The organism is Streptomyces cyaneochromogenes (assembly GCF_003963535.1).
Taxonomy (GTDB): domain Bacteria; phylum Actinomycetota; class Actinomycetes; order Streptomycetales; family Streptomycetaceae; genus Streptomyces; species Streptomyces shaanxiensis.
The window spans coordinates 2,983,286-3,006,694 of record NZ_CP034539.1 but is presented as its reverse complement, the minus strand read 5'-3'; the positions used below and the strand labels follow the sequence as shown (position 1 = coordinate 3,006,694).

Annotated in this window: 22 protein-coding genes; 11 read left to right on the top strand and 11 right to left on the bottom strand. The window is 71.7% G+C overall.

Translation table 11 applies throughout. From position 1 onward, the window contains the following. Positions 1–8: 8 nt before the first annotated feature. From EJ357_RS13385 to EJ357_RS13360, 6 genes are all read right to left on the bottom strand, one after another. Positions 9–824 (bottom strand): MlaE family ABC transporter permease, encoded by an 816-nt coding sequence (locus EJ357_RS13385; protein WP_048584423.1) that lies wholly within the window; start codon positions 822–824, stop codon positions 9–11. Positions 825–836: 12 nt separating this feature from the next. After that, positions 837–1,607, bottom strand: a complete 771-nt coding sequence (locus EJ357_RS13380; protein ID WP_126391832.1) for an MlaE family ABC transporter permease — start codon at positions 1,605–1,607, stop codon at positions 837–839. Next, positions 1,604–2,554: an ABC transporter ATP-binding protein gene (locus EJ357_RS13375; protein WP_126391831.1), complete on the bottom strand. Its 951-nt coding sequence runs from the start codon at positions 2,552–2,554 to the stop codon at positions 1,604–1,606. The genes EJ357_RS13380 and EJ357_RS13375 overlap by 4 nt, the downstream gene beginning before the upstream one ends. A 143-nt stretch (positions 2,555–2,697) precedes the next feature. Beyond that, positions 2,698–3,759 carry an RNA polymerase sigma factor gene (locus EJ357_RS13370; RefSeq protein ID WP_126391830.1) on the bottom strand — a complete coding sequence of 354 codons (1,062 nt, stop codon included), beginning with the start codon at positions 3,757–3,759 and terminating at the stop codon, positions 2,698–2,700. A 54-nt stretch (positions 3,760–3,813) separates the two neighbouring features. Next, positions 3,814–4,836, bottom strand: a complete 1,023-nt coding sequence (locus tag EJ357_RS13365; protein WP_126399433.1) for a lytic transglycosylase domain-containing protein — start codon at positions 4,834–4,836, stop codon at positions 3,814–3,816. Positions 4,837–4,978: 142 nt separating this feature from the next. Then, positions 4,979–6,031: a hypothetical protein gene (locus EJ357_RS13360; protein ID WP_126391829.1), complete on the bottom strand. Its 1,053-nt coding sequence runs from the start codon at positions 6,029–6,031 to the stop codon at positions 4,979–4,981. Positions 6,032–6,232: 201 nt separating this feature from the next. Between EJ357_RS13360 and EJ357_RS13355 the strand changes: the two genes are divergently transcribed. The 4 genes from EJ357_RS13355 (at position 6,233) to EJ357_RS13340 (ending at position 12,132) form a co-directional block, all read left to right on the top strand. Beyond that, positions 6,233–7,732 (top strand): esterase/lipase family protein, encoded by a 1,500-nt coding sequence (locus tag EJ357_RS13355; RefSeq protein WP_126391828.1) that lies wholly within the window; start codon positions 6,233–6,235, stop codon positions 7,730–7,732. A 66-nt stretch (positions 7,733–7,798) separates the two neighbouring features. Next, positions 7,799–8,503: a response regulator transcription factor gene (locus tag EJ357_RS13350; protein ID WP_126391827.1), complete on the top strand. Its 705-nt coding sequence runs from the start codon at positions 7,799–7,801 to the stop codon at positions 8,501–8,503. 177 nt (positions 8,504–8,680) lie between these two features. Further along, positions 8,681–10,483, top strand: coding sequence for a flavin-containing monooxygenase (locus EJ357_RS13345; protein WP_126391826.1), 1,803 nt, complete (start codon positions 8,681–8,683; stop codon positions 10,481–10,483). Between the two features lie 5 nt (positions 10,484–10,488). Then, the gene (locus tag EJ357_RS13340) at positions 10,489–12,132 is read left to right on the top strand and encodes an SMP-30/gluconolactonase/LRE family protein (RefSeq protein WP_228473043.1); all 1,644 of its coding nucleotides are present in this window, start codon (positions 10,489–10,491) and stop codon (positions 12,130–12,132) included. A gap of 106 nt (positions 12,133–12,238) precedes the next feature. Here EJ357_RS13340 and EJ357_RS13335 read toward each other — a convergent pair whose 3' ends face one another. Further along, entirely contained in the window at positions 12,239–12,589 is a 351-nt protein-coding gene (locus EJ357_RS13335) for a MazG-like family protein (protein WP_126391825.1), read from the bottom strand. Positions 12,590–12,635: 46 nt separating this feature from the next. Next, positions 12,636–13,202 (bottom strand): DoxX family protein, encoded by a 567-nt coding sequence (locus EJ357_RS13330; protein ID WP_126399429.1) that lies wholly within the window; start codon positions 13,200–13,202, stop codon positions 12,636–12,638. A 141-nt stretch (positions 13,203–13,343) separates the two neighbouring features. On the opposite strand from EJ357_RS13330, the gene EJ357_RS13325 reads away from it, so the two are divergent. Together EJ357_RS13325 and EJ357_RS13320 are read left to right on the top strand one after the other, a co-directional pair. Next, positions 13,344–13,670, top strand: coding sequence for a nuclear transport factor 2 family protein (locus tag EJ357_RS13325; RefSeq protein WP_126391824.1), 327 nt, complete (start codon positions 13,344–13,346; stop codon positions 13,668–13,670). Positions 13,671–13,757: 87 nt separating this feature from the next. Next, the gene (locus tag EJ357_RS13320; protein WP_126391823.1) at positions 13,758–14,669 is read left to right on the top strand and encodes an aldo/keto reductase; all 912 of its coding nucleotides are present in this window, start codon (positions 13,758–13,760) and stop codon (positions 14,667–14,669) included. A 282-nt stretch (positions 14,670–14,951) separates the two neighbouring features. Here EJ357_RS13320 and EJ357_RS13315 read toward each other — a convergent pair whose 3' ends face one another. Next, positions 14,952–15,716 (bottom strand): SDR family oxidoreductase, encoded by a 765-nt coding sequence (locus EJ357_RS13315; RefSeq protein ID WP_126391822.1) that lies wholly within the window; start codon positions 15,714–15,716, stop codon positions 14,952–14,954. A 134-nt stretch (positions 15,717–15,850) separates the two neighbouring features. Between EJ357_RS13315 and EJ357_RS13310 the strand changes: the two genes are divergently transcribed. Beyond that, positions 15,851–17,491 (top strand): alkaline phosphatase D family protein, encoded by a 1,641-nt coding sequence (locus EJ357_RS13310; protein ID WP_126391821.1) that lies wholly within the window; start codon positions 15,851–15,853, stop codon positions 17,489–17,491. Here the strand turns inward: EJ357_RS13310 and EJ357_RS13305 are convergent. Further along, positions 17,478–18,512, bottom strand: a complete 1,035-nt coding sequence (locus EJ357_RS13305; protein ID WP_126391820.1) for a Gfo/Idh/MocA family protein — start codon at positions 18,510–18,512, stop codon at positions 17,478–17,480. The genes EJ357_RS13310 and EJ357_RS13305 overlap by 14 nt on opposite strands. A gap of 89 nt (positions 18,513–18,601) precedes the next feature. Between EJ357_RS13305 and EJ357_RS13300 the strand changes: the two genes are divergently transcribed. From EJ357_RS13300 to EJ357_RS13285, 3 genes are all read left to right on the top strand, one after another. After that, a complete protein-coding gene (locus tag EJ357_RS13300) occupies positions 18,602–19,969 on the top strand; it encodes a multidrug effflux MFS transporter (protein ID WP_126391819.1) in 1,368 nt (455 codons plus the stop codon). Then, entirely contained in the window at positions 19,966–21,093 is a 1,128-nt protein-coding gene (locus tag EJ357_RS13295) for a serine hydrolase domain-containing protein (protein WP_126391818.1), read from the top strand. Before EJ357_RS13300 ends, EJ357_RS13295 begins: the two co-directional genes overlap by 4 nt. 256 nt (positions 21,094–21,349) lie before the next feature. Continuing rightward, complete coding sequence (locus tag EJ357_RS13285; RefSeq protein ID WP_126391817.1) at positions 21,350–22,342, top strand: small ribosomal subunit Rsm22 family protein; 993 nt, start codon at positions 21,350–21,352, stop codon at positions 22,340–22,342. Here the strand turns inward: EJ357_RS13285 and EJ357_RS13280 are convergent. Continuing rightward, the gene (locus tag EJ357_RS13280) at positions 22,339–22,575 is read right to left on the bottom strand and encodes a DUF6243 family protein (RefSeq protein WP_228473042.1); all 237 of its coding nucleotides are present in this window, start codon (positions 22,573–22,575) and stop codon (positions 22,339–22,341) included. The genes EJ357_RS13285 and EJ357_RS13280 overlap by 4 nt on opposite strands. Before the next feature lie 138 nt (positions 22,576–22,713). Between EJ357_RS13280 and EJ357_RS13275 the strand changes: the two genes are divergently transcribed. Further along, positions 22,714–23,370 carry a TetR/AcrR family transcriptional regulator gene (locus EJ357_RS13275; protein WP_126391816.1) on the top strand — a complete coding sequence of 219 codons (657 nt, stop codon included), beginning with the start codon at positions 22,714–22,716 and terminating at the stop codon, positions 23,368–23,370. The last annotated feature ends 39 nt before the right edge of the window (positions 23,371–23,409 follow it).

Genomic DNA, 23,409 nt, shown 5'->3' with positions numbered 1-23,409 from the left:
ACGGCGGCTCACCCCGCTATCCGTACGGTCGTGTTGGCGCCCCAGATCGCGAGCGACAGGAAGAAGTCCAGGACGTTGATCGCCACGATCGACGTCCGCACCGCACGGCCCACGGCTACGCCGACCCCCGCCGGGCCGCCGCTCGCGTAGTAGCCGTAGAAGCAGTGCACCAGGATGATCAGGACGGCGAAGACGAGCACCTTGCCGAAGGACCACAGCACGTCGACCGGGGGCAGGTACTGCTGGAAGTAGTGGTCGTAGGTGCCGGCCGACTGCCCGTAGTAGCCGGTGGTGATGGTGCGGGCGGCGAGGTACGAGGACAGCAGGCCGATCACGTACAGCGGGATCACCGCGACGAACCCGGCGATCATCCTCGTCGTCACCAGGAACGGCAACGAGGGCACGCCCATCACTTCGAGCGCGTCGGTCTCCTCGCTGATCCGCATCGCGCCCAGCTGGGCCGTGAACCCGGCGCCGACGGTCGCGGACAGTGCGAGCCCGGCCACCAGCGGGGCGATCTCCCGGGTGTTGAAGTACGCCGAGAGGAACGCGACGAAGTTGGAGGTGCCGAGCTGGTTGAGGGCCGCGTAGCCCTGGAGGCCGACCTCGGTGCCGGTGAAGAAGGACAGGAAGGCGATCACGCCGACCGTGCCGCCCACCACCGCGAGCGCGCCCCGGCCGAAGCTCACCTCGGCGAGCAGTCGCAGGATCTCCTTCTTGTAGCGGCGCAGGGTGCGGCCGGTCCACGCCAACGATCGGCCGTAGAAGGAGAGTTGGGTGCCCAGCGCTTCGAGGGAGCGCAGCGGGCGGTCGAGAAGTCTCATCGGCTGAATCCCTTAACCCCTCTGCGGGACGACCTGGAAGTACACCGCGGTCATCACGAAGTTGGTGACGAACAGCAACATGAAGGTGATCACCACCGACTGGTTCACCGCGTCGCCCACACCCTTCGGTCCGCCCTTCGCGGTCAGCCCCTTGTACGAGGCGACGATCGCCGCGATGGCCCCGAAGACCAGCGCCTTGATCTCAGCCGCCCACAGGTCGGAGAGCTGGGCGAGGGTGGTGAAGGAAGCGAGGTAGGCGCCCGGAGTGCCGTTCTGCAGGACGACGTTGAAGAAATAGCCGCCCGCCACGCCGACCACCGACACCAGCCCGTTGAGCAGTACCGCCACCAGCATCGACGCCAGCACGCGCGGGACGACGAGGCGGTGGATGGGGTCGATGCCGAGCACCTGCATCGCGTCGATCTCGTCGCGGATCTTCCGGGCGCCCAGGTCGGCGCAGATCGCCGTGCCGCCCGCGCCCGCGATCAGCAGCGCGGTGACGATCGGCGAGGCCTCGCGCAGCACGGCCAGCACGGAGGCGGCGCCGGAGAAGGACTGGGCGCCGAGCTGCCGGGTCAGGCTGCCGATCTGCAGGGCGATGACCGCGCCGAAGGGGATGGAGACCAGGGCCGTCGGCAGGATCGTGACGCTCGCGATGAACCACGCCTGCTGGATGAACTCCCTTGCCTGGAAGGGGCGTCGGGGGATGGTGCGGATGACGTCCAGCGCCATCGCGAAGAGGCTTCCCGAGTGCCGCAGCGCTCCGATCGGTGACAGGCTCATGCGCTCGCCACCGTCGTCCGGTGCAGTGCGGCCTCGCGCCGGGCGATCGCCTCCCAGCGCGGTGGTCGGGGGATGCCTGGCCCCGGCAGCAGGCGGGGAGTCAAGGCCTGGCTGCCGGGAGTCTGTGTGCCCTTGCCGTCGCTGTCGCCGAGCGCGGCGAGCTCCTGCTCGACCTGTGCGGCGTCCTTCTCCTCCGCCATGCCGATCGGGCCCTGCATCCGGCCGTTCAGGAACTGCCGAACGACGGGCTCGTTGCTGGTCAGCAGCTCCTCACGCGGGCCGAACATCACCAGCTCGCGGCGGAACAGCAGCCCGATGTTGTCCGGCACCTGGCGGGCCGAGGCGATGTCGTGCGTGACGATCAGGAAGGTCGCGTCGATCTGGGCGTTGAGGTCGACGATGAGCTGGTTGAGATAGGCGACGCGGACCGGGTCGAGGCCCGAGTCGGGCTCGTCGAACAGGATGATCTCCGGGTCGAGCACCAGGGCCCGGGCCAGTCCCGCCCGCTTGCGCATGCCGCCGGAGATCTCGCCGGGCAGCTTCCCCTCGGCGCCGATCAGCCCGACCATGTCCATCTTCTCCAGCACGATGCGCCGGATCTCGCTCTCGGACTTACGGGTGTGCTCGCGCAGCGGGAAGGCGATGTTGTCGTACAGGTTCATCGAGCCGAACAGCGCGCCGTCCTGGAACAGCACGCCGAACAGCTTCCGCACCTCGTACAGGTCGTGTTCGCGGAGCTTGGTGATGTCCCGGCCCTGGATCGTGATCGAGCCCCGCTCCGGCTTCAGCAGCCCGACGAGCGTCTTGAGGAACACCGACTTGCCCGTGCCCGAGGGGCCGAGCATGACCGAGACCTCCCCGGCGGGCAGTGTCAGTGAGACGTCCTGCCAGATGACCTGGTGACCGAAGGACTTGGTCAGCCCTTCCACGCAGATCTCGACACCCATCCGGTCCGCCCTTCAGCCTGTGGAGCAGCTCTGACATCTGCTCTACGGGGAGGGGGCGGGCGTCCGTCGCTCGGATGGCGGATTTTTTTCGAGCGGGTTTCCGGGCGATGTTTCAGCGTCGGTTTACGGCTGTATGTCCGGAGTTACGGCAGCGGGGTCGCCGTCGGCACGGGGAGCGAGGCGGACGGGACAGCCGTGGGGGCGTCCGGGACCGACGGGAGTGCCGTGTCCGTCGGAACGGTGGAGGGCGTGACCGGCAGGTCCGGGACCTCGGGCAGCTCGGGCACCTGCGGGACCTCCGGCGCGGACAGTTTCGGCAGCGGGGACACCGATACCTCCGGGACGGGCGGCAGGGACGGCACGGACAGCGGCAGGAACGATTCCCCGGACGGCGACCCGGTCGCCCTCCGCTCGGCCGCCGTGGCCGTGGGCCGGTTCCCCCCGTCGGTACGGCCGCCGTCGTCGCCCTCCGGCCGCAGCGCCTCCGCGTCCGGCGAGGCGACGACGGGCTGAGGAGCCGTACCGCCTCCGCCGTCACCGCCGTCCATGGCGTACGGCAGCACGAACCCGGCCACGGCCAAGGTCGCCGCCGTCGAGGCCACCATCATGGCCGGGGTCTTGCCGGCCGGCCTCGGCCGTCCCCACCCGATCAGGAACAGCGCGAATCCGAGCGTGGCCGCCAGCGACTGCCGCAGCGTCCGCCGGGCCCGGGCCAGCAGCGACTCGACGGTCCGGTAGCTGAGGCCCATCCGGACGGCGACCTGCCCGACGTCGAGGTCCTCCGACTTCAGCCGCAGCGCCTCGGCCTGCCGCGCGGGCAGCTCGCCGCTGCGCACCGCCAGCCACTTCGCCTCGGCCCGGTCGCACACCGCCTCCTCGACGGGCACGGGGCCGGGGGCGATGAGGGTCGGGCTGGTGTGCACCTGTGCCTCACGGTTGACCTGCCGGTAGCGGTCGACGCAGATCCGCATCGTCACCGTCGTCAGCCAGGCCGCGAGCCGCTCGTCGTCCAGGTCGGGGCGCTCGGCGGCGCGCAGCATCGCCTCGTGCACCGCGTCCTCGGCGTCCTCCGCACTCATCGACCTGCGCCGCGCCACCTTGAGCAAGTGCTCACGGTGGCTCCACATGCGCTCCCAACGCTCGTCGACGGCGTCCATCTCCGCAGCTGACTCTGCGGGCATGTCCGCAGGCATGTCCGTCGCCATGAGGGCCCCTTCGCGCTCACCCACCGGCCTGGTGCTGTCCGGCGGGTGGCGACATTACCGCCGAGTATCGGCGGTTGTGGAGGGGGAAGCGGTCATCGAGTCCGCCCCGTTACTGGTGAGTGGGGCGCCGCTGGGCAGCAGGTCGTCGGTGGGGGGCTCGATGTCGGGGGAGGGGAGGGGGAGTTGTGGATTCTCGGTCTCCTCGGGGTCGGTGGCCGGACGGGACGGGGCGGTGGGGGTCGGTGAGGCGGGGGGCGACGGTGGGCGGGACGGGGTGGCGCTCGGAGGGGTGGAGGGGTGAGTCGGTGAGGCCTTCTCAGGCTTCGAGGGCGTCCGCGACGGCTCGGGGCGGGCGGCGGAACCGGCGGAGCCGTCCGGCACCACCCGGTGCCCCTCGAGGAAGTACGCGTACCAGGCCCGCACCGTGCGCAGATAGGCCGTCGAGTGGTTGTAGCCGAGGATCGCCCGGTCCAGCTCTGCCGGGACGGACAGATCCCGCCCGCCCGCGCACAGATACCGTCCGGCGGCGAGAGCCGCGTCGAAGACGTTGTTCGGGTCCCTGCGTCCGTCGCCGTTGCCGTCCGCGCCCCAGCGCGCCCAGGTCGACGGGATGAACTGCATCGGCCCGACCGCCCGGTCGTACGCCCCGTCCCCGTCGTGGGCGCCGCCGTCGGTGTCCCGGATCAGCGCGAACGCCACGCCGTCCAGTCGCGGGCCGAGGATCGGCGTCACGGTCGTACCGTCCGACGTCACCCGGCCGCCCCGCGCCTGCCCGGACTCCACCTGCCCGATCGCCGCCAGCAACTGCCACCGCAGCCGGCAGCCGGGCGCCTCCCGGGAGAGCCGCTCCGCCGCTCGCCGGTACGCGGCGAACACGCTGGCCGGCAGCGCGGCGTGCGTCTGCGCCGGTGCCTCGTCGCCGTCGGGCTTGCCGGTCCGCAGCGGCGGCAGTTCGGTGCGGTAAGGGGTGTCGCCGGAGACGCTCGGTCCGTCCTCGGCGGGGGTCTGCCTCGGTGCCGGCGCCGAGGCGCGCGCCGGGACCGCTCCCGGTGCCTGTGAGGCGGTCAGCGCGACCATCGCCGCGATCGCGGCCGCCGTACCCTTTGCGGCTCTCACTCCGTGCCCTGCCACGTGCTGTTCCCCTCCCCGCAGACGTCTGTCTGCCGTCTGCTCTACGGGACGGGGCGGCCGGTCCGTCGCGGGATTTTCGCGCGTGCCGCTACGGCGGTTTCCGTACGCCGCTCAACGCCTCCTCCGCGCGCTGGTCGACGATGTGGGTGACCAGGTGCTGGGCCGCTCCGAAGACGATGGACCAGCCGATGATCTGGGCGGAGCTGTCGAGGTTGCTCAGGCCGGGTACGAAGGCACCCTTGATCAGCAGAATTCCAGCGACCGCGGACAGCGCGCCCACGGGGAACTTCAGGACGGCCACGGCCAGCGGCAGGCGGAACTGGTAAATCGTGGCGTGGTTCGCGTGGATCCGGTGCACCGCCGTGACCACGGTCAAGGCCGCGCCGATGAGTCCCGCGCACTCCACGGTCAGCACGTCCATCCTGTCGGAGTACTCGCTCGTGACGATCTCGGTGACGGCAGGCGCCTGCGCCCACGGGGGCGAACCGTCGGGAGGGACTTCATGTTCGCCGGTGGGGCAGACCACCCTGTTGCCGGGCGGCTGAGGGCGAAAGCACATGTCCAGAGACTGCTCGTCGGCCAGTCCCCAGAACGCGAGCACGACGAGCCCCAGTGTCGCCGCCCCGGTGACGATCCAGACCAGGTCCGCCATGAGGCGCACGCGGCGGTATCTGCTGTCCACCGCCGCGTAGGCGAAGGTGACGGATCTGACCAGCGTGCTCCGGTCCTGATCCGTAAGGGGCGCCGTACCGCTGTCGACCTTCGCGGCGATCTCCTCGACGGCCTTTCGTTGAGGACTGTCCTCGGGCAGATTCCGGCGTACGGCGCCCAGAACCTCGGGGATTTTCGCCCGGAGGTCGTCGTCGGAGGCGAGGGAGAGCAGGTCGGTCTCCGCGGCGCGGATGTTCGACCAGGTGCGTTCCAGGGTTCCGGATCGGGGTCGGAACCTCGATCCCTTCAGGCACGCTTCCTCGGCTTCCTGGAGATGCCCTTCCACTCCGTCGAGCACAGCCTGCCGTCGGCCGTCGTCATCGACCATGGCACGGCGTTGCTCCTTGGTGAGCTGCGTCCGCAGCCGGGCGACGACGGTCAGCGGCAGCTCGCGCCACGACGCGAGATTGTTCCTCTGCCGCGCGGACATCCGGGCCTCCGTCGCTTCCCTCGTGAACCTCCAGTACGGCACGGCCCCGGCCCGCACGACCAGGCGACCTGCTCCCCACGGGTGACGGCGCCGCCCCGCGCCCCCCGCCCGCCCGTCACCGGTACGGGCTATTCCTGGAGGCCGAAGTTCCGGGGTTCATCTACCCAGGAGGTGTGGACCCCGGACTCTCGGAGGCAAGGCGTGGACGACAACCGCAGGCTCCCCATCGTCTACGTCCGCGGCTTCGCCGGCGGAACCCGGGGAATCGACAAGGCTGTGGACGACCCCTTCTACGGCTTCAACGAGGGCTCCACGCACGTCCGCGTCGGCGCGCACAACCAGCCGCTCTTCCACCAGTTCGAGAGCCCGCTGCTGCGTCTGCTGCGCGAGGAGGGCTACGAGCTGCTCGTGAAGGGCAACCAGGAGGCCTATCTCGCCGACCACGCGGAGATTCCCGCCAACACCGTCTGGATCCACCGCTTCTACGACCGCTCCGCGACCACCTGGGGCGGCCGACCCCAGGAGTACCGGCTGGAGAGGGCGGCCGAAGACCTGCTCGACCTCATCGACCGGCTGTGCGCGAAGACCCGCGCGCCCGCCGTGATCCTCGTGGCTCACTCGATGGGCGGCCTGGTCTGCCGGTCCCTGCTGCAGAAGGTCCTGCCCGACCGGGGCCGTGACGCCGGATGCGTCGCGAAGTTCTTCACCTACGGCACCCCGCACGGCGGCATCTCCTTCGACATCGGGGGCGGGCTGCTGGAGAAGATGCGGGACACGTTCGGCATCCAGGGCGCGGACATCTTCGGGCCTCGGCGGATGTACGAGTACCTCACCCCGCAGGCCGAGCTGGATCCCGGCGGCCCGCCCAGGGGCTGGGACGCCCGGGAGATGCCGCAGGGGCCGGGAACGCTGCCCGTCGAGCGGATCTTCTGCCTGGTGGGGACCAACCCGACCGACTACGACGTCGCCTTCGGGCTGTCCTCGGCCGCCGTCGGGCCGCACAGCGACGGGCTCGTGCAGATCGAGAACGCGTATGTGCCGGGCGCGCACCGGGCCTTCGTGCACCGCAGCCACAGCGGGCGCTACGGCATGGTCAACTCCGAGGAGGGCTACCAGAACCTGCGGCGGTTCCTGTTCGGCGACACCCGGATCGAGGCCTCGCTGGTCGACTACCGGCTGCCCGATGACGACGACGTCGTATGGCAGGCCGAGGCCCGGCTGTCGGTGCGCGGGCTGCCCGTCGTGATGCACGAGCGGCTCGCGGCGCACTGGTGCCCCATCCAGCTCGACGGGCGCCCGGCCGGGCAGGAGGCGTCGGTCTCGCTGGCCACCACCTTCCTCAACAGCGGCCTGCGGTCCCTCGCGGACGAACCCATGCGGTTCGTCCTCGATCTGCGGCTCATCTCCCTGCGCGAGCGGGGCGGCATCCTCGGTCTCGGCGACCACCTGGAGCAGACCGCCGACTTCTCCGACACCCTCGTCATCGACGTCGGCACACCCGAGGCCGGCCCCGGCATCTGGGCCACCTGGAACTCGGAGATCGAAGGCGCCGTCCGCGACCACCGCGTCGCCGGATCGCCCCGCTCCGACGAGGACCCCGCCCCCGGCCGCTGGGTCGCCCACATCCCGCTGCCCGGCACCACCGCCCGCCTCGTCGGCGGCGACGCCAGGATCCGGCTCGTCGCCACACCCTGGACGTGAGGCGCCGACGAACGCGACCTGATCGGCACTCATTCCCCTGCCGCACCCCGCAGGTAAAGTGGCCGCATGCCGAAACCGCCGTCGACCGACGCGGTACCGGACGTCCTGCTCGTCCTCGGCGACCCCCGCACCAGCGAGCCGCTCTCCGCGCTGCTGGAGCTCGCCGGCTACCGGACCGTCGCGGTGGACCGCGGCACCGAGGCCACGGCACTGCTCACCGAGCGCCGGTTCGATCTGGTCATCCTCGATGTGACGCTGCCGGACACCGAGGCGCTCCGGCACAGCCGCCGCCTTCTCGCCCCCGACCGCCCGGCCGTCCTGCTGCTCACCGGGACCGGCGAGTTCCTGGGCAGCCTCCCCGGGGGCGGCCCCGGCGCGGACGGGCAGGCGGGCGGAGCTCCGGGCAGAGTCGCCGAAGTCCTGGCCCGCGCACGCCAGTTGGTGCGTGTCGGGGAGCCCGCCGGATGGGACGGCGCGCTGCGCTACGGCGACCTCGTACTGGACGACGCCACCCGCCGGGCCCGCCGCGGCGAGCGCACCATCGAGCTCACGCCCGCGGAGTACCGCCTGCTGCGCTGTCTGCTGGTCAACGCCGAACGCGTGCTGTCCAAGGAGCAGATCGGGCGGCACGTCTGGGACGACCCGCCGACCGACGGCGCGATCGACCGGCTCGTCTCGCGCCTGCGCCGCAAGGTGAACGCCGAGCAGGCCGCCCTCATCCACACCCGGCGGGGCTTCGGCTACTGGCTGGGCCGGGCCGCACGGTCGTAGGTCCGCAGTGGCCGGTCCCGGCCGTAAGCCACTTGCACCCATTTGTGTCCTGGCTCACATTGATCACGTGTCCGGGATATGTCCGGCAGCTGTCAGCCCGCTTCGCTTCACTGGCCCTCGACTTCCCCTGTCCCGGCCCTCCCCCCGGCCGGCCCCACGACCGAGGAGAACACGCCCATGCCGGAGCCGCAGGACCTGGACTTCGACCTCGAAGCCCTCCGCGCCAAGTACCGCGCCGAGCGCGACCGCCGGATCCGCCCCGACGGCAGTGGGCAGTACCGGCACCTCGCCGGTGAGTTCGGCGCGTACGACGAAGACCCGTACGCCGACCGGGAGTTCACCCGCGAGCCCCTGCTCGACCGGGTCGAGGCCGTGGTCGTCGGCGGCGGGTTCGGCGGGCTGCTCGCCGGGGCGCGGCTGCGGCAGGCCGGTGTGCAGGAGATCCGGGTCATCGAGAAGGGCGGCGACTTCGGCGGCACCTGGTACTGGAACCGCTACCCGGGCATCCACTGCGACATCGAGTCGTACATCTACCTCCCGCTGCTCGAAGAGCTCGGCTACGTCCCCGAGTGGAAGTACGCGCCCGGCGAGGAGATCCGCGAGCACGCCCGGGCCATCGCCCGCCACTTCGGCCTCTACGACCAGTCCTGCTTCCAGACGCAGGTCACCGAACTGCGCTGGGACGACGAGCAGTCGGAGTGGGAGGTCGCCACCGACCGCGGCGACCGCGTCCGCGCCCGCTACGTCGTCGTCTCCACGGGCACCCTCAGCCAGGCCAAGCTCCCCGGCATCCCCGGCATCGAGACCTTCCGCGGGCACACCTTCCACACCAGCCGCTGGGACTACGCCTACACCGGCGGCGACGCGACCGGCGGCCTCACCGGCCTCACCGACAAGCGGGTCGCCCTGATCGGCACCGGCGCCACCGCCATCCAGGTCGTACCGCACCTCGGGGCCGACGCGGCGCGGGTGTACGTCTTCCAGCGCACCCCGTCCTCCGTCGACGTACGCGGCAACCGGCCCACCGACCCGGAGTGGGCGAAGTCGCTGCGGCCCGGGTGGCAGCGGCGCCGTAGGGAGAACTTCCTCAAGGTCGTCACCGGCGTCCGGCAGGACGAGGACCTGGTGAACGACGCCTGGACGTCCAGCGCCCGGCTCCAGGAGAAGCTCATCCCGACCAACGCCTACGCGGACGTGCCGACCGAGGAGCGCGAACTCGCCTACGAGATCGCCGACTTCCAGAAGATGAACGAGCTGCGCACCCGCGTCGAGACGGTCGTCGAGGACCCGGAGACCGCCGAGAAGCTCAAGCCCTGGTACCGCTACATGTGCAAGCGGCCCACGTTCAGCGACACCTACCTCCAGACCTTCAACCGGCCGGGCGTCACCCTCGTCGACACCGCCGACACCCACGGCGTCGAGTGCATCACCGAGAACGCCGTCGTGGTGGGCGGGACGGAGTACGAGGTCGACTGCATCGTCTTCGCCACCGGGTTCGACGTCGGCCGCTCGGGCGTGCTGTCCGGGAAGCTCCCCGTGTACGGGCGGGGCGGCGCCGGGCTGCTGGAGACCTGGATGACCGAGGGGCTCAAGACGCTGCACGGCTTCACCGCCCGCGGCTTCCCCAACCTCTTCCTGCTCGGCTCGATGCAGAACGCCGCCTCCGTCAACTACGTCCACATCCTCGACGAACAGGCCACGCACGTCGCCGAGGTCGTCGCGGAGGCCCGCAAGCGCGAGGCCCGGTACGTCGAGCCGACCGCCGAGGCGCAGGACGCCTGGGTGACGACGATCCGTCAGAAGGCCGCCGACCTCTACAAGTTCCAGGCCGAGTGCACGCCCGGCTACTACAACAACGAGGGCAGTCCGAGGGAGCGCAGCGAGTCGTACGGCGACGGACCGGTCGCCTTCCACGAGCTGCTGCGGCGCTGGCGCTCCGAGGGCGGCATGCGCGAGGTGCTGGCGGAGAGCGAGGGGTGAGGGGCGTGACGGGCAGGGAACCGAGCAGGTACGACAGCACCGGCAAGCGGCATGCCACCAGCGCCCGTTGGGCGATCGAGCGGCTCAATCCGCCCAGCCGGCTGTGGGGGTCCAACGGTGTGGCGTTCGGACCGGACGGGCGGCTGTACGTCGCCCAGTTCCTCGCCGGGCAGATCAGCGCCGTCGACCCGGCCACCGGCGACGTCGAGGTCGTCGTACCGATGGACAGCCCCGTGCAGTCGCCGGACGACCTCGCCTTCGGCGCGGACGGCTCGATGTACATCGCCGACCTGGTGCCGGGGCGAGTGTGGCGGCGCAGCCCGCAGGGGAAGTACACGCTCGTCTCCGGCGATGTGGACAACCCCAACGGCATCACCTGCGTCGGCGACCGGCTGTTCGTGAACGAGATGAAGCCGGACGGCCGGCTGATGGAGCTCTTCCCCGACGGCGGCGAACCCGTGGTCCTCACCCAGGGGCTCGCCCTCGGCAACGCGATGCAGCTCGGGCCGGACGGCCACCTGTACTACCCGCACATGATGAGCGGGGCGAACCCCCTGCTCACCGGCCAGGTATGGCGGATCCCGCCGGACGGGGGCGCGCCCGAGGTGGTCGCGGACGACGTCCACCAGCCGGTCGCCGTGCGGTTCGACCAGGGCGGGGTGCTGCATGTGCTCTCCCGCGGCCCCGAAGGCATCGTCACCCGCATCGACCTGCACGGCAGCGGGTCGCGGACCCTGGTCACCAGCGGGGTCGTCGGGCTCGACAACGCGGCCTTCGACACCGAGAACCGCATGTTCGTCTCCAGCTACTCCAGCGGCGGCGTCACCGAGATGCACCCCGACGGACGCACCCGCGAGATCGTGCCGCGCGGACTCGACGGACCGTACGGCGTGACCGTCGACCTCGGCGGCACGGTGTACGCCGCCGACCACTACCGCGTGGCCCGCCCCGAGCCCTCACCGGAGGGCGGCGTCACCACCCACTCCCTGCTGCACTTCTCGCACGGCATCGTGGCCGACGGCGAACTCCTGCACATCACCTCGCAGTTCGGGCAGGTCCAGACGTACGACCCCGGGACCGGGACCACGCGGGAACGGGCCGGCGGGCTGCGCCGGCCCCTCGGCATCACGGTCGCGCCGGACGGCTCGCTCGTCGTCGCCGAGTCGGACGCGGGGCGGGTGGTGGCCGTCGACGAGGACGACACCGTCAGCGTGCTCGCCGACAACGGGCTCGACCGGCCCGTGGACGTCGCCTTCGACGCCGACGGGCGCTGTTACGTCAGCGACGAGGGGCTCGGCGCGGTGCTGCGGATCGAGGCGGACGGGTCGGCGACGGTTGTCGTGGACGGGCTCGACGCGCCGCAGGGGGTCGCGGTCCTCGGCGACGAGCTGTTCACGGTGGAGAGCGGGGCGCGTCGGCTGCGGGTGGTGTCCCTGACGACGGGGGAGTCCCGCACCGACGCGGAGGACCTGCCGGTCGGGGCGCCGCCGGGGGTGGTGCCGCGTGCCGAGCCCGACCTGTTCGCCAACGGGATGCCGGGGATGGCTCGGCGGTTCGCGGGGTTGGCGGTGGGGGCGGACGGTTCGCTGCTGTTGTCGGCGAATGGGGAGGGGACGGTGTTGCGGCTGACGCCGGGCGCTCCGCTGTGAGTGCCGTGACATGTCGTCGGGCGTCTGCGGGGGCGTCGTGGCTTGTCGCGCAGTTCCCCGCGCCCCAAAAAAGGGGCGCTCCCGCACCGTGTCTCGCAAGGTGTGCCTAGGAAGGCGAGCCCAAGGACCTCTCCGTCACCCGGGTCAGATGGCGGTCGAAGACCTCCCGGGCGTCGGGCGTCAGCGTGCGCAGGGCGACCAGTGCGGTGATGACCACATCGCACAGTTCGCCCTGTACGTCGTCCCAGGTGTGGGTGACCCCCTTGCGCGGGTTCTGCCCCGTCGCCCCGATCACCGCCTCGGCGACCTCGCCGACCTCCTCGGACAGCTTCAGCATGCGCAGCAGCACGCCCTCCCTGCCGCCGATCGGCTGGTCCGTCTCAAGCCAGGTCCACAGGGCGTCGATGGCGGACCAGAGGTCGGTGGAGGTCTCGGGAGGGGTGGCCTGATCAGTCATGCGGGCAGCTTGGCACAGGGGCGTCCGCCCCCGCGGAAGAGGCCGCCTACTCCCCGAACAAGGCCTCCTGACCGTCGAACCCGGCCGCTCCCTCCTCCTTCTCCGGGCGGTCCAGCCTCCTGTTCCGCGCCCCCACCACCAGCGCCGTCACCGCCGCCGTCGCCGCGAGTGCCGTGGGCACCATCCAGCCGCGGTCGACGACATGGCGGAGGGCGTGGTCGAGGGAGAGCCGGCCCGGGCCCGCGATCGCGAGGCCGGTCGCGGCGAGGCCGAGGGTGGCCGCGTACTCGTAGCCGCCGCCCTGGTTGAAGAAGCCGTTCGGGGCGTGCACCGCGGACGCACCCGCCATCGCCCCGGCCGCCGCCGCACCCGCCGCGGGCGTCGCCAGACCCAGCGCCAGCAGCGTGCCGCCACCGGTCTCCGCGAGGCCCGCCGCCGCGGCGCTCGCCTTGCCCGGCCGGTAGCCGACGGACTCCATGAACTGGCCGGTCCCGTGGAGGCCGTGTCCGCCGAACCAGCCGAACAGCTTCTGCGTGCCGTGCGCGGCCAGCACCCCGCCGGCACCCAGCCGGAGCAACAGCAGACCCAGATCACGTCGGTCGAAAGCACTCACAGCACTCACAGCGACTCCCGGAGCAGACAGCAGGAACGAATCCCCTCCCGCGTGTCCACCGTCGCATCCCCGACACCCGCTCGGCCTCCACTCGCCGCCGTTCGGGTGGCGGGCCGGCGGGGGCGATGTGAGGCTGCCGGTATGACGATTCAGACGTCCAAACTCAGCGACCCGGCCGTCCGCGCCTTCGTCACCGCCGTCAACGCCCATGACCGCGAGGCCTTCCTGAGCATCCTCGCGCCCGGCGCGACCATGGCGGACGACGGCACCGACCGCGACCTCGCCGACTGGATCGACCGGGAGATCTTCACCTCCAACGGTCATATGGAGGTCGACAACGAGTCGAACCGCGGCCGCGACCTCATCGCCTCCTACCGCAACGACGCCTGGGGCGAGATGCGCACCCGGTGGCACTTCGAGGTCGAGGACGACGGCAGGATCTCCCGCTTCGAGACCGGCCAGGCGTAGCCAGGGGCGCGAGGAAGCCGTAGAGAGCCGCAGGAAGTCGCCCAGGGGCTTGTCCTCGCGTGCGCTCCAACTCGTAGCGTCCCCCTCATGGAGACCAAGCGGACTTTGGGACGCACCGGCATCGGGGTAAGCGCTCTCGACCTGGGCGTCACCTTCTTCGACACCGCGGACACCTACGGCGCCGGCCACAGCGAGCGGGTCCTCGGCCGTGCCCTCGGCAAGCGCCGCGCCGAGGTCGTCGTCGCCACCAAGTGGGGCAACGTCTTCGACGAGGAGACCCGCACCCTCACCGGCGCCGACGACTCCCCGGAGTACGCCCGCCGTGCGCTGACCGCCTCGTTGAAGCGGCTGGACACCGACCACATCGACCTCTACCAGCTGCACCTGTCCGACGCGGACCCGCGGCGGGCGGCCGAACTGCGCGACGCCTGCGAGGAGTTCGTGCGCGAAGGGCTGGTCCGCGCCTACGCGTGGAGCACCGACGACCCGGCCCGCGCCGCCGTCTTCGCGCGCGGGGAGCACTGTGCGGCCGTACAGCACATGGCCAATGTGCTGCAGGACGCGCCGGAGATGTTCGCGCTGTGCGAGGAACTGGAGCTGGCGAGCTCCCCCACTCTCGGCTTCGCTCGAGCGGGGGGACCCCCCATCCGCAGCCCGCTGGCGATGGGTCTGCTGACCGGCAGGCGCAGGACCGGTGAGGCCCTGGAGGCCGGGGACATCCGCAGCCGGCCGCCGCAGTGGCTGCAGGGCTTCGCGGACGGGTCCGGCGCCGACCCGCGGTGGGTGGCCCGCGTCGACGCGCTGAAGGACGTCCTCACCGGCGACGGCCGTACGCTCGGCCAGGGCGCCCTCGCCTGGCTGTGGGCCCGCAGCCCGCGTGCCGTGCCGATCCCGGGGTTCCGTTCCGTCGCCCAGGCCGAGCAGAACGCGGGCGCACTGGCGAAGGGGCCGCTCACCGCCGGACAGGTGCGCGAGATCGACCGGATCCTCGGTCGCTGAGCATCGCCGTAGGCGTCCCTACGGCCTGTGCGGCAGCCGTTCCGCGCACCGGTGCGTCCCTCGCGGTCCCACGCGAGGTCCACCCCCACCCGGTGATCGTGGAACGGCTGCCGCCTCCCCCCTCGGTGTGGCCTACGGAAGCTCCGTGCTCCAAATGTGAAGCTCTGGTGCAGGAGACCTTGAGCATAAGCCGCCCACCGGGGGCGATGCAGCGGAACTCCACATTCCGGTTGTGCAAGTTGTGGAGGTGACGGGAGGAGGGCGCGGGAGGGCGCCGGGACCTCAGCCGCGCCCCACGTACGGCATGGCCGTCGCCAGCACCGTCGCGAACTGCACGTTCGCCTCCAGGGGCAGCTCCGCCATGTGCCGCACGGTCCGCGCCACGTCGGCCACGTCCATCACGGGCTCGGGCACCACGGACCCGTTGGCCTGGAGGACGCCCGCCTCCATCCGCGCGGTCATGTCGGTCGCCGCGTTGCCGATGTCGATCTGGCCGACGGCGATGTTGTGGGGCCGCCCGTCCAGCGACAGCGACTTGGTCAGACCGGTCAGCGCGTGCTTGGTCGCCGTGTAGGCCGCCGAGTGCGGTCGCGGGGTGTGCGCGGAGATCGAGCCGTTGTTGATGATCCGGCCGCCCTGCGGGTCCTGCTCCTTCATCTGCCGGTACGCCGCCTGCGCGCACAGGAACGCCCCGTTGAGGTTGGTGTCCACCACATGCCGCCAGGCGTCGTACGACAGCTCCTCCACCGGCACCCCGCCCGGCCCGAACGTCCCCGCGTTGTTGAACAGCAGATCCACCCGCCCGAACCGTTCCACGGTGGCGGCGAACAGCGCGGCCACGTCCTCCTGCCGTGACACGTCCGTGCGTACGGCGACGGCGGCGCCGCCGGGCACCAGCCCCGCCGTCTCCTCCAGCGTCTCGACGCGCCGCCCGGCCAGCGCCACCGACCAGCCCGCGCGCAGCAGTTCCACGGCGACCGCGCGTCCGATGCCGGAGCCCGCGCCGGTCACCACGGCGATCCTCGTGTCCGTTTGCCTGTCGTTCATGGGGCCGCAGCGTACGGGAGGGTCCGCCATTCGGAACTCATCTGTCTGCCATCCGGGTGTTGTGTACGCGCCAAGCGAGTGTCGTCCCCGGCCACTCCAATGCGTCATGCATCCATCAGTCAGGGGAGGACCGGATGACCATGACGACAGACTCGCCCCAGCACGCCCCCGAACTGCGCGCCGCCGCCCGGCACATCGGCCGACGGCGCTTTCTGACCCTCACCGGCGCGGCCGCCGCGCTCGCCTTCGCCGTGAACCTGCCCGCAGCGGGCGTGGCCAGTGCCGCACGGCTCGACGCCCGCAAGATCACCGACAACCCCTTCACCCTCGGCGTCGCCTCCGGCGACCCGCTCCCCGGCTCCGTCGTCCTGTGGACCCGGCTCGCCCCCGCCCCGTACCAGCCGGACGGCGGACTGCCCGCCGAACGCGTCACCGTGCACTGGGAACTCGCCCACGACGAGCAGTTCAGCCGCGTGGCCAGGCGCGGCACCGCCACCGCGCACCCCGAGTTCCACCACACGGTCCACGTCGAGGTCGACCAGCTCGACGCGGACCGCGTCTACTACTACCGCTTCAGCGCCGGCACCTGGATCAGCGAGACGGGCCGCACCCGCACCGCCCCGCTCGCCACCAGCGAGGTGGGCTCCCTCACCCTCGCCGCCGTCTCCTGCCAGGCCTACACCGACGGCTACTACACGCCGTACCGCCATCTCGCCCAGGACGACGTGGACGTCGTCTTCCACCTCGGCGATTACCTCTACGAGTACGCGGTCAACTCCGTCGGCGGCTACCGCAACTACACCGACCGCACGCTCCCCTCGCTCTTCAACCGCGAGACGGTCACGCTCGAGGACTACCGCCTGCGCTACGCCCTCTTCAAGACCGACCCCGACCTCAGGGCCGCGCACGCCGCGCACCCCTTCGTCGTCACCTGGGACGACCACGAGACCGAGAACAACTACGCCGACGACACCCCGGAGAACAGCGTCCCGCCGGAGGAGTTCCTGCTGCGCCGCGCCTCCGCCTACCGCGCCTACTGGGAGAACCAGCCCCTGCGCAGCCCCCAGCAGCCCACGGGCCCCGACATGCAGCTCTACCGGCGCCTGCACTGGGGCCGGCTCGCCCAGTTCGACGTCCTGGACACCCGGCAGTACCGCTCCAACCAGGCCTACGGCGACGGCTCCCAGATCCCCGGCCCCGACGTCGACGACCCGGCGCGCACGATGACCGGCGGGACGCAGGAGCGGTGGCTGCTCGACGGATGGCGCTCGTCGAACGCCCTGTGGAACGTCGTCCCGCAGCAGGTCACCTTCTCCCAGCGCAACTTCGACCTCACCACGCCGTCCCGGGTGTCCATGGACGCCTGGGACGGCTACCGCGCCTCCCGGCGCCGCGTGCTGGACGGGGCGAAGGACGCCGGGATCGAGAACCTGATGGTGCTCACCGGCGACGTCCACGTCGGCTACGGCTTCGACATCAAGGACGACTTCGACGACCCCGACTCCGCCACGCTCGGCACCGAGATCGTGGCCACGTCGATCGCGAGCGGCCGGGACGGCGTCGACAGGCCCGCCAACTGGGACACCTACATGCGGGCCAACCCGCACATGAGGTTCTACAACGGGCGGCGCGGATACGTGACCGTCGCGCTGGGGGAGGAGCAGGCACGGGCCGACTTCAAGACGGTGCCGTACGTGACCAGCCCCGGCGCGCCGGTCACGACGGCCGAGTCCTTCGTCACCCAGGCCGGTGAACCGGGGCTCACGCCGGTGTGAGTTCGGGCGCGCGGTCCTCCTCGGGGGCCTCGCCCGGGTAGCGGACGCCGACGCGGTCCCGGATCGCGTCGAGCGTCCGCATCACGGCGAGCGTGCCGTCGAGCGGCACCAGCGGGGACTCGGTCTCCCCGGCGCGCAGGGCGCGCATCACCTCGGCGGCCTCGTGCCGCAGGCTGTTACGGGGCCCGTCCGCCGGGTCGGCCGTGAACTGCTCGGGGTCCCGGCCGTCGCGGTGCAGGACGAAGCGGTCCGGGAAGAAGAAGCCGTTCGGCACGTCGATACGGCCGCCCGAGCCGGTGACGGACGCCGAGGTCGCCGTACCGCCGATGATCGAGCAGTGCACCGAGGCGAGCGCGCCGCTGTCCCAGGAGAGCAGGGCTCCCGTCTGGAGGTCGACGCCCTCGGCGGACAGCGCCGCGCGGGCCGTGACGTCCGACGGCTCCCCGAGCAGCAACTGGGCGAAGGAGACCGGGTACACACCGAGGTCCAGCAGCGCGCCGCCGCCCTGCGCCGGGTCGCGCAGGCGGTGCGAGGGCGGGAAGGGGCCAGCCAGCCCGAAGTCGGCCTGGACATGGCGCACTTCGCCGATCGCGCCGTCGTCCACGAGGGCCTTGAGTCGCCGGATCAGCGGGTTGCAGTACATCCACATGGCTTCCATCAGAAAGCTGCCGCGCGCCTCGGCCAGCGCGACGAGCTCCCCGGCCTCCCGCGCGTTCAGGGTGAACGCCTTCTCGCACAGCACGTTGTGCCCTGCCTCCAGGCAGAGCCCGGCGGCGACGCGGTGGGCCGAGTGCGGGGTGGCGACGTACACGACATCGATGTCGCCGTCCCGGGCGAGCGCGTTCCAGTCGCCGTACGCCCGCGCTATCCCGAACCGCTCGGCGAACGCGTCCGCCGAGGCCTGGCTCCGCGAGGCCACCGCGACCACCTCGGCATCGGGCATGTCGACCAGATCGGCCGTGAACGCGGCCGCGATCCCGCCGGTCGCCAGGATCCCCCACCGCACGCTCCGCTCGGCCATCACGGCCTCCACCCCTCGCTCATGTGACCCTCGGCACTCCGTACGAGCTGAGAGCATAGAGCGCGGATCACGAGGAGAGGGAGGGGCGCATGGGCGACCCTGGGGGGCCGATACCGGACGTATCGCAGTCGGAGACATCGACGGCATCGGCGACAACGTCGGCATCGACGGCATCGACAACTTCGACAACTTCGACGACGGCGGAACAACCGTCCACCCGCTCCCTCCGCCGCACCGGCTTCCTCGTCACCTTCGTCCTCGGCGGTCTGACGGCCACGCCTCCGCTGGCGATGGACATGTACCTCCCGGCGCTCCCCGAGGTCACCGGATCCCTGCACGCCCCCGCCGCGACCGTCCAGCTCACGCTCACCGCCTGCCTGGCCGGCATGGCCTTCGGGCAGCTGGTGGTCGGCCCGATGAGCGACCGGTGGGGACGCAGACGCCCGCTGCTGGCAGGCCTGGCGGTGTATGTGCTGGCCACGGCACTCTGCGCCCTCGCGCCCACCGTCCAGCTCCTGATCGCCTTCCGGCTGGCGCAGGGCCTCGCGGGTGCGGCGGCGATCGTGATCGCGCGGGCGGTCGTACGCGATCTGTACGACGGCCTGGCGATGGCCCGCTTCTTCTCCACCCTCATGCTGATCTCGGGGGTCGCCCCCATCGTGGCCCCGCTCATCGGCGGGCAGGTCCTGCGGGTGACGGACTGGCGGGGCGTGTTCGTCGTACTCACGGTGGTCGGGCTGCTGTTGGCGGCACTCGTCTGGTGGCGGCTCCCCGAGACCCTCCCGGCGGACGAACGGCACAGCGGCGGGGTCGGCGCGGCCCTGCGCGCCATGCGGGGCCTGCTCGCCGACGGTGCCTTCGCCGGGTACATGCTGGCCGGCGGCTTCGCCTTCGCCGCGCTGTTCGCGTACATATCGGCGTCGCCGTTCGTGATCCAGGAGATCTACGGGGCCTCGCCGCAGACCTTCAGCCTGCTGTTCGGACTGAACTCGGTCGGGCTGGTGGTCGTCGGCCAGATCAACGGCAAGGTGCTGGTGGGGCGGGTCAGCCTGGACCGGGTGCTGGGCGCGGGCCTGCTGATCGTCATCCTGGCGGCCGCGTCGCTGCTGCTGATGTCCCTGGGGGTGTTCGGCGAGGTCGGACTGGTCCCCGTGGCCGCCGCGCTCTTCGTCCTGATGTCCGCGATGGGCATCACCCTGCCCAACACCCAGGCCCTCGCCCTGCTGCGCACCAAGCACGCCGCCGGCTCCGCGTCCGCGCTCCTCGGTACGTCCTCCTTCCTGGTCGGCGCCATCGCCTCACCCCTGGTGGGCGTCGCCGGGGAGGACACCGCCGTTCCGATGGCCGTCGTCCAACTGGCCGCAGCACTGGTGGCGCTGGCCTGCTTCATGGGAATGTGCCGTCCTTGGAACAGACGTGCGGATGAAGTAGCGGGTGTGGAGGGAGCGGACAGCTGAGCGCGCCGAGACTGCGCGGGGACACGCCGGAAAGGGCCGGACTCGACCCCGAGGAGATCCGTCATCTCGTCCGCGAGGTCCACGACCTCACCACCGGCTCCCGCCCCTGGGCGGCCGGCGCGGTGCTGGCCGTCGGGCGAGGACCGTACCTCGCCGTGGAGGAGGCGGCGGGCTGGGCGGTGCGGTACGCCTCCTACGACGAGGAGAAGGACGCCGGGGTGGAACTGCCGCCCGACTCCCGCGTCCCGATGACCACGGACACCCCCTTCGACCTGGCCTCCCTCACCAAACTCCTCACCTCGGTGGCCGCCGTGCAGCAGATCGAGCGGGGCACGCTCGGCATCGACGCGCGGGTCGGGGCGTATCTGCCGGACTTCCGGGCGGCGGCCCGGCACGACGTCACGGTGCGTCAGCTGCTCACGCACACCTCGGGGCTGCGGCCCGAACTGCCGCTGTACGACTGCGCGGACGACGCGGAGCGGCTGGAGATGCTGCGCGCCGAGCCGCCGATCGGTGTGCCCGGCACGTACTGCTACTCGGACCTCAACTTCCTCCTGCTCCAGCACGTCCTGGAGCGCATCACGGGCCGCACGCTCGACGTCCTCGTCCACGACGGCATCACCCGCCCCCTCGGCATGACTGCGACCCGCTTCGGCCCGTGCCCCGCGGCGGCGGCGACCGAGGACCAGCGGCGGCCGTGGGCCAAGGCGGACCGGGGGATGCTGCGGGGGGTCGTCCACGACGAGAACGCGTGGGCGCTGGGTGGGGTGGCGGGGCACGCCGGCCTCTTCTCGACTGCCCGTGACCTGGCCGTCTTCTGCCGCGCCCTGCTCTCGGGCGGCGCGTACGGGCCCGCCCGCATCCTCGGCCCGGACTTCGTGGAACTGCTCCTGACCCCGCCCGGGCTGGGGTTCGCGGTGGACCAGGCGTGGTTCATGGGGGAGCTGGCGGGGCGGGGGGCGGCGGGGCATACCGGGTTCACGGGGACGTCGTTGGTGTTGGATCCGGTGACGGACACGTTCGTGGTGCTGCTGGCGAACACGGTGCATCCGCGGAGGGGGGCGGCGGAGAGTGGGCCGAGGGCGGCGGTGGGGACGCGGGTGGCGCGGGCGGTTCGGGGGTAGGAGGGTTTTCGCCCCCGCCGCCCCTACCCTTCCCGTCCTTCTGGGGCTCCGCCCCAGACCCCGCTCCTCAAACGCCGGAGGGGCTGGATTTCGCCGGACCAGGCAAACTCAGCCTGTCCGGCGTTTGAGGACGAGGCCCTTCGGGCCGATGCGGGGGTCTGGGGGCGGCAGCCCCCAGGGACGGGACGGGTAGGGGCGGCGGGGGCGAAAAAAACACCCCTCACACCACCGCCGCGCGCCCTCGTAGAATCGCCGAGTGAACGCCCCCGTCCCCCCGCCCGCCGAGACCCTGCGCCACAGCCTCGCCACCCTCCTCGACGGCCTCCCGCCCCGCCAGGCCGCCCAGGCCGTCGACCGGCTGATCGCCACCTACCGGGGCGCCACCCCCACCCACACCCCCATCCTCCGCGACCGCGCGGACGTCGCCGCCTACGCCGCCTACCGCATGCCCGCCACCTTCGAGGCGGTCCACGCCGCCCTGGAGGCCTTCGCGCAGGCCGTCCCGGAATGGACCCCGGGCAGCCACACGGACGTGGGCGGCGGAACCGGCGCCGCGACCTGGGCCGTCACCGCGACCTGGCCGGGCGAGCGCGGCGTCACCGTGCTGGACTGGGCCGAACCCGCCCTGGCGATCGGCCGGGAGATCGCCGCCGCCAACCCGGCGCTGAAGGACGCCCGTTGGCACCGCGCCCGGATCGGCTCGGCGCTCACCCTGGACCCCACGGACCTGGTCACGGTCTCCTACGTCCTCAACGAACTCACGGCACCGGACCGCACCACCCTCGTCGACACCATCGCGTCCGCCGCCCAGGCCGTCGTGATCGTCGAGCCCGGCACCCCGGACGGCTACACCCGCGTCATCGAGGCCCGCGACCGCCTGATCACCGCCGGCTTCCGCATCGCCGCCCCCTGCCCGCACAGCGCCGCCTGCCCCATCGTCCCCGGCACGGACTGGTGCCACTTCTCGGCAAGGGTCAGCCGCTCCTCGCTCCACCGCCAGATCAAGGGCGGCTCCCTCCCCTACGAGGACGAGAAGTTCGCGTACGTCGCCGCCACCCGCCTCCCCGTCACCCCGGCCCCCGCCCGCGTCGTACGCAAACCCCAGATCCGCAAGGGCCAGGTCCTCCTCGACCTGTGCGAGACCGAACCCTCCCTGCGCCGCACCACGATCACCAAACGGCACGGCGACCTCTACAAGGCGGCCCGCGACGCGGACTGGGGCGACGCCTGGCCCCCGGCGTCCGACTAGGACATCTCCTCCGCCGAACTCTTGTCCTCCGCCGAACTCCGCTCCGCCGAACTCTCCCCGTCCGACGTCTCCTGTTTCTCCTGGAACCTGCGCAGCAGCTCCCGTTTCTGTGCCGCCGGATCCGCTGCGCCGCCGATCCGGCCGCCGCGACCGCCGCCGCGCAGTGCCCTACGGCCGAGGTTCCGCCGCATCCCGCCGACTCCCAGCATGTTTCCGGCTCCGCTTCGGGCCATGGTGAGCTCCTTTCGTCATCGATCAAGGACTGTCAAGGACCAGTGACAAGACGAGACACGAGACGTATCGTCTCGACATCGCAACCCCTTCAGGGTCCAGCGAGACGCTCCGTCTTGTCAACCTGATAAATTCGAGCCATGGCAGCCCAGAAATCCGCCCAGAAGCCCCCGGGGCGAACCGATCACCCCGCCCCCAACGCCACCCGCCGCAGCGAGAAGTCCCGCCGCGCCATCTACGACGCCGCCCTCGCCCTCGTCGCCGACGTCGGCTACCCCAAGACGACGATCGAGGGCATCGCCGCCCGGGCCGGAGTCGGCAAGCAGACGATCTACCGGTGGTGGTCGTCGAAGGCCGAGGTGCTGATGGAGGCGTTCCTCGATCTCGGGGAGCAGGCCGCGCAGGCCGCCGGGCAGGAGCCGTACGTCATCCCGGACACCGGAGACCTCGCGGCCGATCTGAAGGCCGTGCTGCGCGCCACCATCGACCAGATGACCGACCCGCGCTTCGCCGCCCCGGCCCGCGCCCTCGCCGCCGAGGGCCTGGTCAACGAGCCGCTCAGCCGGGAGTACGTCGCCAAGCTGATGGAACCCTCGTTCCAGCTCTACGTCGACCGGCTGCGCGCCGCCCAGGAGGCCGGGGAGGTGCGAGGCGACATCGACCCGCGCATCGCCCTCGAACTCTTCGTCTCACCCCTGGCCCAGCGCTGGCTCCAGCACACGGGCCCGATCTCGTACGAGTACACCGACACCCTCGTCGACTACGCCCTCCACGGCCTCGCACCGCGTGCACAGTAGGGCCGTAAATCCCGCCAAAGCGGTCCATTACCCCTGATC

Coding starts and splice junctions, on each gene's coding strand:
- EJ357_RS13375 (WP_126391831.1), bottom strand. CDS start 2,554: ATGGGTGTCGAGATCTGCGTGGAAGGGCTGACCAAGTCCTTCGGTCAC.
- EJ357_RS13385 (WP_048584423.1), bottom strand. CDS start 824: ATGAGACTTCTCGACCGCCCGCTGCGCTCCCTCGAAGCGCTGGGCACC.
- EJ357_RS13300 (WP_126391819.1), top strand. CDS start 18,602: ATGGGCGACCCTGGGGGGCCGATACCGGACGTATCGCAGTCGGAGACA.
- EJ357_RS13380 (WP_126391832.1), bottom strand. CDS start 1,607: ATGAGCCTGTCACCGATCGGAGCGCTGCGGCACTCGGGAAGCCTCTTC.
- EJ357_RS13365 (WP_126399433.1), bottom strand. CDS start 4,836: ATGGTCGCGCTGACCGCCTCACAGGCACCGGGAGCGGTCCCGGCGCGC.
- EJ357_RS13335 (WP_126391825.1), bottom strand. CDS start 12,589: ATGACTGATCAGGCCACCCCTCCCGAGACCTCCACCGACCTCTGGTCC.
- EJ357_RS13275 (WP_126391816.1), top strand. CDS start 22,714: ATGGCAGCCCAGAAATCCGCCCAGAAGCCCCCGGGGCGAACCGATCAC.
- EJ357_RS13370 (WP_126391830.1), bottom strand. CDS start 3,759: ATGGCGACGGACATGCCTGCGGACATGCCCGCAGAGTCAGCTGCGGAG.
- EJ357_RS13315 (WP_126391822.1), bottom strand. CDS start 15,716: ATGAACGACAGGCAAACGGACACGAGGATCGCCGTGGTGACCGGCGCG.
- EJ357_RS13320 (WP_126391823.1), top strand. CDS start 13,758: ATGGAGACCAAGCGGACTTTGGGACGCACCGGCATCGGGGTAAGCGCT.
- EJ357_RS13280 (WP_228473042.1), bottom strand. CDS start 22,575: ATGGCCCGAAGCGGAGCCGGAAACATGCTGGGAGTCGGCGGGATGCGG.
- EJ357_RS13310 (WP_126391821.1), top strand. CDS start 15,851: ATGACCATGACGACAGACTCGCCCCAGCACGCCCCCGAACTGCGCGCC.
- EJ357_RS13325 (WP_126391824.1), top strand. CDS start 13,344: ATGACGATTCAGACGTCCAAACTCAGCGACCCGGCCGTCCGCGCCTTC.
- EJ357_RS13345 (WP_126391826.1), top strand. CDS start 8,681: ATGCCGGAGCCGCAGGACCTGGACTTCGACCTCGAAGCCCTCCGCGCC.
- EJ357_RS13305 (WP_126391820.1), bottom strand. CDS start 18,512: ATGGCCGAGCGGAGCGTGCGGTGGGGGATCCTGGCGACCGGCGGGATC.
- EJ357_RS13350 (WP_126391827.1), top strand. CDS start 7,799: ATGCCGAAACCGCCGTCGACCGACGCGGTACCGGACGTCCTGCTCGTC.
- EJ357_RS13360 (WP_126391829.1), bottom strand. CDS start 6,031: ATGTCCGCGCGGCAGAGGAACAATCTCGCGTCGTGGCGCGAGCTGCCG.